Consider the following 12,533-nt stretch of genomic DNA (forward strand, 5'->3'; position numbering starts at 1 on the left):
GTGCATGTCGCCCACCTCTCGCTGACCGACTTCAGGTCGTACGCGTCCGTGGAGCTCGGCCTGGAGCCGGGCGTCACGGCGTTCGTGGGGCCCAACGGCCAGGGCAAGACCAACCTGGTCGAGGCCCTCGGCTACGTCGCGACGCACTCCAGCCACCGGGTGTCGAGCGACGCGCCGCTGGTGCGCAGGGGCGCCACGCGGGCGATCGTGCGCTGCGCCGTCCACAGGGAGGACCGCCGGGCGCTGGTCGAGCTGGAGATCAACCCGGGGCGGGCCAACCGCGCCAGGCTCAACCGCTCCCCCGTGTCCAGGGCCCGCGACGTCGTCGGCCTGCTGCGTACGGTGCTGTTCGCCCCCGAGGACCTGTCGCTGTCCAAGGGCGACCCGGCCGAGCGGCGCCGATTCCTCGACGACCTGCTGGTGGCCAGGACGCCCAGGTTCGCCGGCGTCCGGGCCGACTACGACCGGGTGCTCAAGCAGCGCGGCGCGCTCCTGCGTACGGCCGCGCAGGCCCGCAGAGGCAGCAGGAGCGCCCGACGGGCCGAGAGCGACAACGCGTTCGCGGCGGCCGGCGCGGGCGACGTGCTGAGCACGCTGGAGGTGTGGGACGCCCACCTCGCCAGGCACGGCGCGGAGCTGCTGCGGGCACGGCTGGAGCTCGTCGAGGCGCTACGCCCGCTGGTGGCCGGCGCCTACTCCGCGCTCGCTCCCGGGAGCGACCCCGCGACGCTGGCCTACCGCAGCACGTTGTCCACAGGTGGGGATACGGATGAGGGTGTCCAGGAAGACGAAGCCGCCGGTGAGCGGGGATCTTTCGATACACAGACGTTATCCACAGACTTGGGGAAAACCCTTGAAGAACGGCTGCGGGAGCGGCTATTGGAGGTCCGCCCGGCGGAGCTCGAGCGCGGCGTCACGCTCGTCGGCCCCCACCGCGACGACCTGATCCTCGGCCTGGGCGACCTGCCCGCCCGGGGCTACGCCAGCCATGGCGAGTCCTGGTCGTTCGCGCTGGCGCTGCGGCTGGCGGCGTACGACCTGCTGCGGGCCGACGGCGGCGATCCCGTGCTGATCCTCGACGACGTGTTCGCCGAGCTCGACAGCCAGCGCAGGCGGCGGCTGGCCGAGATCGTCGCGCCCGCCGAGCAGGTGCTCATCACCGCCGCCGTGCCGGACGACGTGCCCGCGGAGCTGGTGGGAGGCCGGTTCGACGTCGCAGAAGGGAGCGTGACCCGTGTCCGCTGACGACAACCCCGCGGCCCGAGGGGCCGCGATGGCCAGGGAGAAGCTCGCCCAGGCCAAGGCCGACGCGGCCAAGCGCGGCCAGCTCCCCCGGCGCGAGCCCCGGCGCAAGGCGGCGGGGCCGCGCAGGGAGAGCGGCGATCCACAGCTTTTCGGACGTGCCATCGCCGACCTCCTGGCCGACCGCGGCTGGGAGCGTTCGGCGGCGGTCGGCGGGGTGTTCGGGCGCTGGATCGACATCGTGGGTCCTGACCTGGCCGCCCACACCAAACCCGAGTCGTTCGAGGACGGCGAGGTGCTGATCGTGGCCGACTCGACGGCCTGGGCGACGCAGGTACGGCTGCTCGCGCGCACCCTCGTACGCAGGCTGAACGAGGAGCTCGGCGACGGGACCGTCACAAAGGTCAAGGTCAGAGGCCCGCAGAACGGGCCGCGGCCGTCCGGAGGGTTGCGCGTGACCGGAAGCCGGGGCCCCGGCGACACCTACGGATAGCCTCGAACAGCGGTTTTCCGCAGCGGACGTTCTTGCCGCTTCGGTTGGGCCCCAGGGGCGATCAGAAAGCCACAGACGCGATAAGCCCCCTTTCCGAAGGGGGGATGCTTACCAGGGGGCAAAACGAGCTAGGAGCCATCACAGGCGCGTTCCTTGCCACCTTCGGCCTCCGGACCCGGTAGAATGAAGACGGATTCCGGACACGTCCGCTTGCGTGTCACCCCGGCGGTAAGCCGACTCCCTTGGGTGACCGCGCATCGGGGCACTCACGACGGTGACGGGCACGGTAGGGGCAGCTTTCGCAGGTCGATGGCCTCCCCCGCCGCGTGTCCGCGGCAGGAGGATTTCGCAGTTGTCCTACGACGCTAGCTCTATCACCGTACTCGAGGGGCTTGAGGCGGTTCGCAAGCGCCCGGGTATGTATATCGGCTCCACCGGTGAGCGCGGCCTGCACCACCTCGTCTACGAGATTGTGGACAACGCGGTGGACGAGGCCCTCGCCGGCTACGCCACCAAGATCGACATCACGCTCTTGGCCGACAACGGCGTACGCGTGGTCGACAACGGCCGTGGCATTCCCACCGGCATCATGCCGAAGGAAAACCGCTCGGCGGTCGAGGTCGTGCTGACCACGCTCCACGCGGGCGGCAAGTTCGACAGCCAGTCCTACGCGGTCTCCGGCGGCCTGCACGGCGTCGGCTCGGCCGTCGTCAACGCGCTGTCCACCGCCATGGACGTCGAGATCAAGCAGAACGGCCACTTCTGGCGCCAGCGCTACGAGATGTCCAAGCCCCTGGCGCCGCTGGCCAAGGGCGAGGGCACCGACGAGACCGGCACCACGATCACGTTCTGGCCCGACCCCGACATCTTCGAGACCACCGCCTGGAACTACGAGACGCTCTCGCGCCGCTTCCAGGAGACGGCCTTCCTCAACAAGGGCCTGACGATCACGCTCACCGACGAGCGCCCCGACCACGTCAACGGCGAGGTCCACACCGTCACCTACTGCTACGAGGGCGGTCTGACCGACTTCGTCCAGCACCTCAACACCAAGAAGGAGGCGGCGCACGCGTCGATCATCTCCTTCGAGGAGGAGGGCGACGGCATCGCGGTCGAGATCGCCATGCAGTGGAACAACTCCTACTCCGAGTCGGTCTACACCTTCGCCAACATGATCAATACCGCGGAGGGCGGCACCCACGAGGAGGGCTTCCGCGCGGCGCTGACGACGATCGTCAACCGTTACGCCCGCGAGCAGAAGTTCCTCAAGGAGGGCAAGGACGACAACCTCTCCGGTGAGGACGTCCGCGAGGGCCTGACCGCGATCATCTCGGTCAAGCTGGCCGACCCGCAGTTCGAGGGCCAGACCAAGGCCAAGCTGGGCAACACCGAGGCCAAGTCGTTCGTGCAGAAGGCCTGCAACGACCACCTGCGCGACTGGTTCGAGCGCAACCCCGGCGAGGCCAAGGACATCATCAACAAGTCGCTGCAGGCCTCGCGCGCCCGCCTCGCCGCCCGCCAGGCCCGCGACCTGACCAGGCGCAAGTCGCTGCTCGAGTCGGGCAGCGGCCTGCCGGGCAAGCTGGCCGACTGCCAGTGGAACGACCCGGAGAAGTGTGAGCTGTTCATCGTCGAGGGTGACTCGGCCGGCGGCTCGGCCAAGGGCGGCCGCGACTCGCGCTTCCAGGCGATCCTGCCCATCCGCGGCAAGATCCTCAACGTCGAGAAGGCGCGGATCGACAAGGTCCTGAAGAACAACGAGGTTCAGGCGCTGATCACCGCCCTGGGCACCGGTGTGCACGACGAGTTCGACATCGCCAAGCTGCGGTACCACAAGGTCATCCTCATGGCCGACGCCGACGTCGACGGCCAGCACATCAACACGCTGCTGCTGACGCTGCTGTTCCGGTTCATGAGGCCGCTGATCGAGGCCGGCCACGTCTACCTGTCGTGCCCGCCGCTCTACAAGATCAAGTGGGACCGCAAGGGAGAGGACGCCTCCTACGCGTACTCCGACGCCGAGCGCGACGCGGTCATCGCCGAAGGGATCGCCAACGGCAAGGCCGACCCGCGGCCGCGGGACAACGTACAGCGCTTCAAGGGTCTCGGCGAGATGAACGCGGGACAGCTCTGGGAGACCACGATGAACCCGGAGACCCGGCTGCTGCGCCTGGTCACGCTCGACGACGCGGCGCAGGCCGACGACCTGTTCAGCGTGCTCATGGGCGAGGACGTGGAAGCCCGGCGCGACTTCATCATCCGCAACGCGCGCGACGTCCGTTTCCTCGACGTTTAGCCAGAAAAAGGATCATCACCTGTGACGGACGTGAACACCACTCCCCCGGCTGATCGCATCGAGCCTGTGGACATCCAGTCCGAGATGCAGCGCAGCTACATGGACTACGCGATGTCGGTCATCGTGTCCAGGGCGCTGCCGGACGTCCGCGACGGTCTCAAGCCGGTGCACCGGCGAGTGCTTTACGCGATGTACGACGGTGGCTACCGTCCCGACCGCGGCTACTTCAAGTGCGCGCGCGTCGTCGGTGACGTGATGGGCACCTACCACCCCCACGGCGACACCTCGATCTACGACGCGCTGGTACGACTGGCGCAGCCGTGGTCGCTGCGCTACCCACTGGTCGACGGGCAGGGCAACTTCGGCTCGCCGGGCAACGACCCGGCGGCGGCGATGCGCTACACCGAGTGCAAGCTCGCGCCCATCGCCATGGAGATGCTGCGCGACATCGACAAGGACACCGTCGACTTCCGCCCCAACTACGACGGCAAGTCGCAGGAGCCCGACGTCCTGCCGGCGCGCTTCCCGCAGCTGCTGGTCAACGGCTCGGGCGGCATCGCCGTCGGCATGGCCACCAACATCCCGCCGCACAACCTGCGCGAGGTCGCCTCGGCGGTCAAGTGGGCCCTGGAGAACCCCGAGGCCAGTGACGAGGAGCTGCTCGAAGCCTCGATCAGGTTGGTCAAGGGGCCCGACTTCCCCACCAAGGCGCTGATCGTCGGGCGGCGGGGCATCGAGGACGCCTACCGCACCGGGCGCGGCTCGATCACCATGCGGGCCGTGGTCGAGGTCGAGGAGGACAAGGGGCGGCAGGCGCTCGTCGTCACGGAGCTGCCGTACCAGGTCAACCCCGACAACCTTGCCCTCAAGATCGCCGAGCTGGTGCGCGAGGGCAAGCTGACCGGCATCGCCGACGTACGCGACGAGAGCTCCTCCCGGGTCGGGCAGCGCCTGGTGATCGTGCTCAAGCGCGACGCGGTCGCCAAGGTCGTGCTCAACAACCTGTACAAGCACACCCAGCTCCAGGACACCTTCGGCGCCAACATGCTGGCGCTGGTCGACGGCGTGCCGCGCACGCTGCGGCTCGACCAGTTCATCCGGCACTACGTCGCGCACCAGATCGAGGTCATCGTCCGCCGGACGCGCTACCTCCTGCGCAAGGCCGAGGAGCGCGCCCACATCCTGCGCGGCCTGCTGAAGGCCCTTGAGCGGCTCGACGAGGTCATCGCCCTCATCCGGGCCTCGGAGTCCGCCTCGCATGCCCAGCAGGGCCTCATGACGCTGCTGGAGATCGACGAGGTGCAGGCTCAGGCCATCCTCGACATGCAGCTGCGCAAGCTGGCCGCCCTGGAGCGGCAGGCCATCCAGGACGAGTACGACTCCCTGATGACGCAGATCGCCGAGTACAACGCGATCCTGGCCAGCGAGGCCCGCCAGCGGGAGATCATCAACGAGGAGCTCGCCGAGATCGTCGGCCGCTACGGCGACGAGCGGCAGACCGAGATCATCGCCTACGACGGCGACATGTCGATCGAGGACCTCATCGCCGAGGACGAGATCGTCGTCACGATCACCCGGGGCGGCTACGCCAAGCGCACCCGTACCGACCTCTACCGGGCGCAGAAGCGCGGCGGCAAGGGTGTGCGCGGCGCCCAGCTGCGCCAGGACGACATCGTCGACCACTTCTTCGTCACCACGACGCATCACTGGCTGCTGTTCTTCACGAACAAGGGCCGGGTGTACCGGGTCAAGGCGTACGAGCTGCCTGACGCCGGTCGTGACGCGCGTGGCATGCATCTCGCGAACCTTTTGGCGATGCAGCCCGACGAAACAGTCATGGAGGTTCTCGACCTACGCGACTACGACGTCGCGCCCTACCTCGTGCTCGCCACCCGCAGCGGGCTGGTCAAGAAGACCCGCCTGGCCGAGTACGACTCCCCCAGGTCCGGCGGCCTGATCGCGATCAACCTGCGGGACGACGACGAGGTCATCGGAGCCCGGCTGGTCTCCGAGCAAGACGACCTGCTGCTGGTCTCCAAGGGGGCCCAGTCGATCAGGTTCACCGCCTCCGACGAGGCGCTGCGGCCCATGGGCCGCGCGACCAGCGGTGTGATCGGCATGAGGTTCCTCGAAGGTGACGAACTTCTCGCCATGAATCGGCTCGCCGATGGTCAAGATGTGCTTATCGCCACGGAGGGTGGGTACGCAAAACGGACGCCAGTGGAGCAGTATCCAGTTCAAGGACGTGGCGGTAGGGGCGTGCTTACTGCGAAAATCGTATCTTCCCGTGGCAAGCTGGTCGGTGCCGTCATGGTCAACCCAGAGGACGAGGTCTTCGCGATCACGTTCGCCGGCGGGGTGATCCGGACGAGTGCCGGTGAGATCAAGCAGTCCGGCCGCCAGACCATGGGAGTGCGATTGATGAATCTCGCTGAAGGCGACAGCGTGGTGGCCCTCGCCCGGAACGCGGAGTCGATGGAGACTTCGGTGGAAACTGAGGAAGACGGGGGAGGAGAGTAGTTCATGAGCGCCCAGGGTGGCACCGCCAGGACAAAGGCGGCTTCGGGTAACGGACAACAGCCGAAGAAGCCCAACGAAACCGAGATCTTCGGCGCGGTCGACGACGGCAAGGACACGTCGCCCGCGCAGGGCAAGCCAGGCCCGCCCAAGGAGGAGTCACGGTCGACGGCGCCCGCGCCGTCACCCACGCCCACGCCCACGCCGTCCGCCCCCGGCCCTGGCCCCGGCCCCGGTCGCGGTTCCGGTCCTGGTCCTGGTTCGGGCCCGCAGGCTCCGGAGGGCAACGACACGGTACGCGTCCGTCCGTCGCTCGCCACCGAGGCCCCGCCCGCCCTCGAGCTGCCCAAGAAGAAGTCGTCGAACTCCTCGGGATCCCGGCTCCCCCGCAAGGCCCACCTGGTCCTGCGCCGTGTCGAGCCGTGGTCTGCCATGAAGTTCAGCTTCGTGGTGTCCCTGGTCTGCTTCGTGGTGCTGTTCGTGGCAGTGGCCGTCCTGTACGGCGTGCTGTCGGCCCTGGGCGTGTTCGACTCGCTGGTCGACCTGGTCAACCAGCTCGGCCAGGGGGAGCAGGGGCAGAGCTCCATCCCCATCAACATCGCCTCCTGGTTCGAGCCGGTCCGCATTCTCGGCTACACGGCACTGATCGGCGCCGTGAACGTCGTACTGATCACAGCGCTCTCCACGTTGGGGGCGGTCATCTACAACATCGCCTCTGACCTGGTCGGAGGCGTCGAGGTGACCTTCAGCGAGGCCGAGTAGACGTGGCGCTCGCGCCGGCCCCGTGGGCGGGGACGGCGCGAGCAGCACGCTGGAGGCGGTAAGCTTTTCCTCGTCCGAACAACCGGTTCGCCTCCATCCTGCGGATGCGATAACGTTCGGTGTGCGCGGGGCTATAGCTCAGTCGGTTAGAGCGCTTCCCTGATAAGGAAGAGGTCCCAGGTTCAAGTCCTGGTAGCCCCACCCAGCTCAGAGGCCATTTCCCATCGAGGGAAGTGGCCTTTTTGATCTTCTGGGTGACGAAGTGAGTGACTATGCCTCTCAGTCCTCGCCGGGAAAGATCAGGTCCATGGTCTCGGCACCCTCCAGGAGGACCGGGCGGAGCTGCTTGCGGTAGACCTTCTCCGTGACGACGGTGCCCTTGTGGCCTACCAGCCGGGCGATGTCCTCCACGGCCACCCCGGCGTCCGACATGAGCGAGACGAAGCTGTGGCGCAGTTCTCGCGGTGTCCACTCATCCGGGTTGAGGTCCGTCCGCTTGAGGATCACGCGTAGCGCCCGACGGACATTGGCGGCGTCGAGCTCGGTCCCGTGCTTGCTCGCGAAGACGAGGCCGTTCTCCTGCCACAAGTCCCCCGCTTGCTCTTTCGCGATCGCCTGTCGGTCGCGGTGACGCGTTAACGCCTCCACGCACCGCCGAGGCAGGGCCAGAGTGCGACGGGACTTCTGGGTCTTGGTGTCTCCCCCGGCACGAACCGAGCGCCACACCATGATCGAGGGAGGAACCGGAGGGTCGGCGTCGGGCTGGCCTTCCAAGTCCACGTGTGACCAGGTGAGCGCCCGTAGTTCCTCCGTACGCGCACCGAGCAGGAGCGAACATAGGCATACAGGTTCGCGGACTCGGCGGCCTTGAGTACCGCCTCGGCCTGGGCGAGGGTCAAGGACTTGGAAGGCCGGCCTGTCGTGCCCTTGGGGATCTCGCACAGCATGACCACGTTGCGCTTGACCTTGTCTCGGGCCTGAGCGCGGGCGATCGACCGCTTGAGGACGGAGTGGATCTTTCGCAGCGTCTCGGTGCTCAGCGTCCGCGCCTTGGCCGCCAGCCACCGGTCCACATCATCCGCGGACAGCTCTCGGAGCTTACGAGCCCCGAGTGCCGGGATGACGTGCTGTTCGGCGAGGATGCGCCGGTTGTTGATCGTGGAGGCCTCCCGCCCGCTCAGGCCGAACTCCAGCCAGTCGCGTACGGCGTCGGCCACGGTGTAGTTGTCGTTCTTCGCGCTCAGGCCGTCCTCGTAGTCGCGGATGATCTCTCGGAGCTTGGCCTTGGCTTCGGTCTTGGTCTTGCCGCTGGCCTTCCTGACGATGCGCTTGCCCGCTGGGGAGTAGCCGACCGTCACCGAGGCGATCCAGCGTTGGCGATTCTCGTCCCAGTGCAGGCCGCCGTCTCCCTTGCTGCGACGTGCGGTCATGATGCTTGTGCCTCCTGTTCGAGTAGGGCGATGTAGTCGTCTATGGCCGAGGCCGGGATGAGCCTGGTCCGGCCTTGGGTGACGGAGCGGTCCCGTCCGGAGCGGAGGAGTTCGTAGATCACGCTGCGGCTCAGGCTGAGCAAGCGCATGGCATCGCAGACGCGGTAGAGCCGCCGTTCGTCGAGCGGTGTGGGTGGGGTCATCCGTCCTCCCGCTCTGCCGCGATCTTTCGGGCGGTCTGGACGCGCTGCCGGATTTGCTCGGCCATGATGGCTTCGCCTGGTGTGTAGCCGATTCCGGCGAAGCGCCAGTGGCCCAGGACGAGGGTGGTGGCGTCGCCCAGGGCGGGCAGGCCGTGGCGTTCGCGGGCTTCGGCTGCTCGGTGGGTGGCGCGGGCGTTGCGCAGGTCGGTGAGGTTGAGCGAGTAGGCACGGCTCTTGCTGGCGAAGTGGCCGCGGAAGCCGAGCATGTGCGCCCACGGGCGGAGCCGTAGCGCCCTGAACTCGGGGCGCGCGCCGAGGTCCCAGCAGGTACGGATCATGCGACGGCCATGGTCGGTGACGGGGAGGGCGTCGAGGTTCAGGCCGGGTTTCAGGCCGGTGCCATGGCAGTGGCCGCAGGAGACCGTCAGGCTCAGCCGTCCGCGTCCGGCAAGGCTCGGCAGGACAGGCGGTGGTCGATGGTGCCGGAGGCTTCGGCGCCCTTGGTGGCGTACTTGGCGATGTAGGAGGCGACGGCGCGTTCGCTAAGTCCGTCGGCGCTGGGGTCGAGCAGGATGGGGCGGATGTCGAGCTGGTCGCCCCAGGTGAGGGTCCACCGGCCGAGGCTGCTCGGCGGTGTGGTGACGGCGGCCTGGTGGACGGCGGGTGGGATGGCTTGAGTGAGCAGGTGGTGGCCTGCCCAGTCGGGTGGCGGCTCGGTCGGCCCGTTGGGACCGTCGAGGCGGATGATGGCGTGGAAGTGGATCAGGCCGCGTCGCTGGTACTCGGCGACCTTGGCGAAGGACACTTTCGCGTGCTGGGCGAAGGCGCGGCGGGTCATCCCGGCCTGGCCGGCGAGTTCCTGGCGTAGGGCCAGCGTGAAGCGATGCCACAGTCCGCCCGCGTGTGCCTGCCACAGGACCGCGCCGGTGTAGTCGTAGCAGTCGGGGCAGATCGGCTGGCCGAGCAGTTCGTCCTGGGGCGCGTGCCGCAGGTGGCAGCCGACCAGCCGCCCGTGCTCGCACAGCCGGTCTCGCTTGCGGGGACGGCAGGCGCGACAGTCACGGTGGGCGTGGACGGGGCCGAATGAAGGGGCGGTCAGGGTGACGAACGTCCGAGGGTGCGCGCTGACCGTCTCAGGCACGCCTTTGCCGCTCGACAGGCCCGCCCGGATGAGATGAAAGGTGTCTGCCTGGTAGGTCTGCGAGCAGGCCGGGCACACCGAGGCGCGCCGGTTGCCGCAGGCCACCAGCAGGTGTCCCGAGGGTTCGGCGTCGGTGGTGTAGGCGTGCAGGATCTCGCCTGTGCCTGCGTCCACGATCATCGATTGGCCGGCAAGGTGGACCGGGTGGCCGCATCCCCCGGTCGCCGCCACCATGGACTGCCACCGCTTGTAGCCCGGCGCGTTGACCAGGCGGGCTAGATCGGCCATCCACTCGTCGCTAGATGGCTGACCGTCGTGCTGTTCCTCCTTGCTCATAGGACACCACCTCCTTCACGAGACCACTTGTAGTACAGGTTGACAGACATGGCACTTGGTCGTCAACCTGTAGTACAAGTAGTCCTGAAGGCTTTACCGAGGAAGGCGCACCATGGAGACCAGCACTGACGACAAGGACGCCCGCTGGCGCGTCATCGCCACCGACCTACGGGCCGCCATCCTGGACGGCCGCTATCCCCCCGGCGGCGCACTGCCCAGCGAACCCGAACTCGTCAGGAAGTACGACGTCTCCCGTCCCACAGTCCGCAAGGCCATCGACACTCTCGTCTCCGAGGGACTGGCGTACGTCATGCGCGGACGCGGCTCGTTCGTCCGCCCCATGCCCGAGCGCCGGACCATCATCATCACCGACCACGACCGGCCCGACCTCGCCGCCCCCGGCAACCACCCCGACATCCAAGCCTTCGGCTGGGACCTCGCCCTACGCGACCGCGAACCCGAAAGCCCGCTCTTCACCGGCGAGAAGACCACCGCCGACCGAGACATCGCGATGATGCTGGGCGTCCGGCCCGGCCATCCGATCATCCACCGACGCAGCATGTGGCACCGGGGCCACGCCGCCGTCATCCACGGCGCATCGGCCCGCCTGGAGATCAACTCCTACGCCAACGCCGACATGCTCCCCGACTGGGACGACCCCAAGCGCTTCCATCAGTACCGCAAGCGTCCCGGCTTCTTCTACCAGTCACTCATCCGCGAGCACGGCCCCGTCCGATGGATGACGCTGACCACCGCCCGCATCGCCTACGAGGACGAACGGACCATGCTCGGCATGGACTACGCCGAAGCCGTCCTCATCATCCGGCGCACCATGGCCCACGCCAATGGCCACCCCATCGAGGTAACCGAGGTCAAGGCCCCCGCCAACCGCTACGAGGTCGGATACCACCGCGAGATCGCCGAAGATCCCGAAGCCGTCTTCACCGCGCAGGAACTCAGAGACAACGGCATAGACCTGGTGATCTAGAGAGCACGTAGGGTTCCCGGGAAAGCGCGGTTCCACCACAGAAGGAGAAGCGTGAACCCCTCGTCCCCAGGCCACAGCACTCATCAGCACGTGCCTGTGCTGATCATCAGTGGACCTGTCGGTGTCGGCAAGACCTCCGTGGCGGGAGAGATCTTCGATCAGTTGATCGCGCGAGACATCTCGCACGCCGTGATCGACCTGGACAACCTCGGCTTGTGCTGGCCCTTCGGGGAGGAGGACCCGTACAACGATCGGATGGCCATGCGTAACCTCGCCGACGTCTGGCGTAACTATGCCGCAGCCGGTGTAGAGCGGTTGGTCATCGCACGGGTGGTCGAGACGCGGGACGAGTTGGCGGCCTATCGCGCCGCAGTACCGGGGGCCGACGTCGTCGTCTGCCAACTCATGGCCGACAAACAGACATTGCTCGGGAGGGTCGCCCGCAGGGAAGCAGGCTCCTCACAGGAGGCGCTTGCACGCCGTGCGGTGGAACTCGCCGACAGCCTGGCAAAGAGCGATGTCGCCGATATCGTCGTCAGCACCGCCGACCGAGAGCTGACCGATATCGCCCTGGAAGTCCTCCGCACGGCGCACTGGATTGAGAGCGACTAGCAAACTGGCTCAGAGTTTCTTTACTGGTTCAAGGGCTCGCTTCGCTCGCCGCGCCGCCGCCCGCTCCGGGCGGCCAGCGCGCCGGGCTGCGGCCTGGGGGCCGGTCCCGGCGCGCGCCGCCTCCGCTCCGAGGCGGCGCTACCACAAACGCAGGTGATGACCTCAGAACGATGGCCATTCCGCCGCCGGCCGCTCCACTCCGATCACACATGGCTTTGCGGGCTGGGGTCCGTACCCCCGCCCCCGATACCGCATTGTTCGTGTCCCTCGGTCGGCGTCAACTCCATCTGTGCGGCATGGGTTGTGGGCCGCGTGGAACGCCGACGGGTGACGGCATCGGAAGACGGAGTTGACCCCTCGGTCGGGACACACAATCGGGCAGCTATCGGGGGCGGGGGAAGAGTGGCCGTGGGATGCACCGGCCGCTGAGGGCGACGACGCGAGGTCGGGAAGCTTTCGGCACACGCAGTAGCGCCGGGCGTTGATCCCGCCCTGGCCCGTCTATGGGTCGCG

At 67.8% G+C, this 12,533-nt stretch carries 11 protein-coding genes and 1 tRNA gene; 8 read left to right on the forward strand and 4 right to left on the reverse strand.

Annotated elements, in window-relative coordinates:
- From recF to HD596_RS13455, 6 genes are all read left to right on the forward strand, one after another.
- Positions 1–1,245: a DNA replication/repair protein RecF gene (gene recF, locus HD596_RS13430; protein ID WP_185069573.1), complete on the forward strand. Its 1,245-nt coding sequence runs from the start codon at positions 1–3 to the stop codon at positions 1,243–1,245.
- Entirely contained in the window at positions 1,235–1,735 is a 501-nt protein-coding gene (locus HD596_RS13435) for a DciA family protein (RefSeq protein WP_313043869.1), read from the forward strand. Before recF ends, HD596_RS13435 begins: the two co-directional genes overlap by 11 nt.
- Positions 1,736–2,087: 352 nt before the next feature.
- On the forward strand, positions 2,088–4,031 hold the full coding sequence (gene gyrB / locus HD596_RS13440; protein ID WP_185069574.1) for a DNA topoisomerase (ATP-hydrolyzing) subunit B: 1,944 nt from the start codon (positions 2,088–2,090) through the stop codon (positions 4,029–4,031).
- A gap of 21 nt (positions 4,032–4,052) precedes the next feature.
- Positions 4,053–6,551, forward strand: coding sequence for a DNA gyrase subunit A (gene gyrA / locus HD596_RS13445; RefSeq protein ID WP_185069575.1), 2,499 nt, complete (start codon positions 4,053–4,055; stop codon positions 6,549–6,551).
- Between the two features lie 3 nt (positions 6,552–6,554).
- Positions 6,555–7,310, forward strand: a complete 756-nt coding sequence (locus tag HD596_RS61665) for a DUF3566 domain-containing protein (RefSeq protein ID WP_246554418.1) — start codon at positions 6,555–6,557, stop codon at positions 7,308–7,310.
- A 127-nt stretch (positions 7,311–7,437) separates the two neighbouring features.
- Positions 7,438–7,511 (forward strand) — tRNA-Ile (locus HD596_RS13455).
- A 78-nt stretch (positions 7,512–7,589) separates the two neighbouring features.
- On the opposite strand, the gene HD596_RS64750 is transcribed toward HD596_RS13455, so the two are convergent.
- The 4 genes from HD596_RS64750 to HD596_RS13470 form a co-directional block, all read right to left on the reverse strand.
- Positions 7,590–8,375, reverse strand: a complete 786-nt coding sequence (locus HD596_RS64750; RefSeq protein ID WP_313043875.1) for a site-specific integrase — start codon at positions 8,373–8,375, stop codon at positions 7,590–7,592.
- 361 nt (positions 8,376–8,736) lie between these two features.
- Positions 8,737–8,943: a helix-turn-helix domain-containing protein gene (locus tag HD596_RS13465; protein WP_185069576.1), complete on the reverse strand. Its 207-nt coding sequence runs from the start codon at positions 8,941–8,943 to the stop codon at positions 8,737–8,739.
- Positions 8,940–9,281 carry a replication initiator gene (locus tag HD596_RS61670; RefSeq protein ID WP_246554428.1) on the reverse strand — a complete coding sequence of 114 codons (342 nt, stop codon included), beginning with the start codon at positions 9,279–9,281 and terminating at the stop codon, positions 8,940–8,942. Before HD596_RS61670 ends, HD596_RS13465 begins: the two co-directional genes overlap by 4 nt.
- Positions 9,282–9,373: 92 nt before the next feature.
- Positions 9,374–10,420, reverse strand: coding sequence for a replication initiator (locus tag HD596_RS13470; RefSeq protein WP_246554429.1), 1,047 nt, complete (start codon positions 10,418–10,420; stop codon positions 9,374–9,376).
- Positions 10,421–10,532: 112 nt separating this feature from the next.
- Here HD596_RS13470 and HD596_RS13475 point away from each other — a divergent pair, with 112 nt between their 5' ends.
- A complete protein-coding gene (locus HD596_RS13475) occupies positions 10,533–11,408 on the forward strand; it encodes a GntR family transcriptional regulator (protein ID WP_185069577.1) in 876 nt (291 codons plus the stop codon).
- 90 nt (positions 11,409–11,498) lie between these two features.
- Complete coding sequence (locus tag HD596_RS13480) at positions 11,499–12,020, forward strand: cytidylate kinase family protein (RefSeq protein ID WP_185069578.1); 522 nt, start codon at positions 11,499–11,501, stop codon at positions 12,018–12,020.
- Positions 12,021–12,533: the final 513 nt, after the last annotated feature.

Origin of the sequence: Nonomuraea jabiensis (assembly GCF_014204795.1) — a bacterium.
Taxonomy (GTDB): domain Bacteria; phylum Actinomycetota; class Actinomycetes; order Streptosporangiales; family Streptosporangiaceae; genus Nonomuraea; species Nonomuraea jabiensis.

Bases quoted from the DNA above. Each gene is read 5' to 3' on its own strand.
- HD596_RS61665 (WP_246554418.1), top strand. From the start codon at position 6,555: ATGAGCGCCCAGGGTGGCACCGCCAGGACAAAGGCGGCTTCGGGTAAC.
- HD596_RS13465 (WP_185069576.1), bottom strand. From the start codon at position 8,943: ATGACCCCACCCACACCGCTCGACGAACGGCGGCTCTACCGCGTCTGC.
- HD596_RS61670 (WP_246554428.1), bottom strand. From the start codon at position 9,281: ATGATCCGTACCTGCTGGGACCTCGGCGCGCGCCCCGAGTTCAGGGCG.
- HD596_RS13470 (WP_246554429.1), bottom strand. From the start codon at position 10,420: ATGAGCAAGGAGGAACAGCACGACGGTCAGCCATCTAGCGACGAGTGG.
- HD596_RS13475 (WP_185069577.1), top strand. From the start codon at position 10,533: ATGGAGACCAGCACTGACGACAAGGACGCCCGCTGGCGCGTCATCGCC.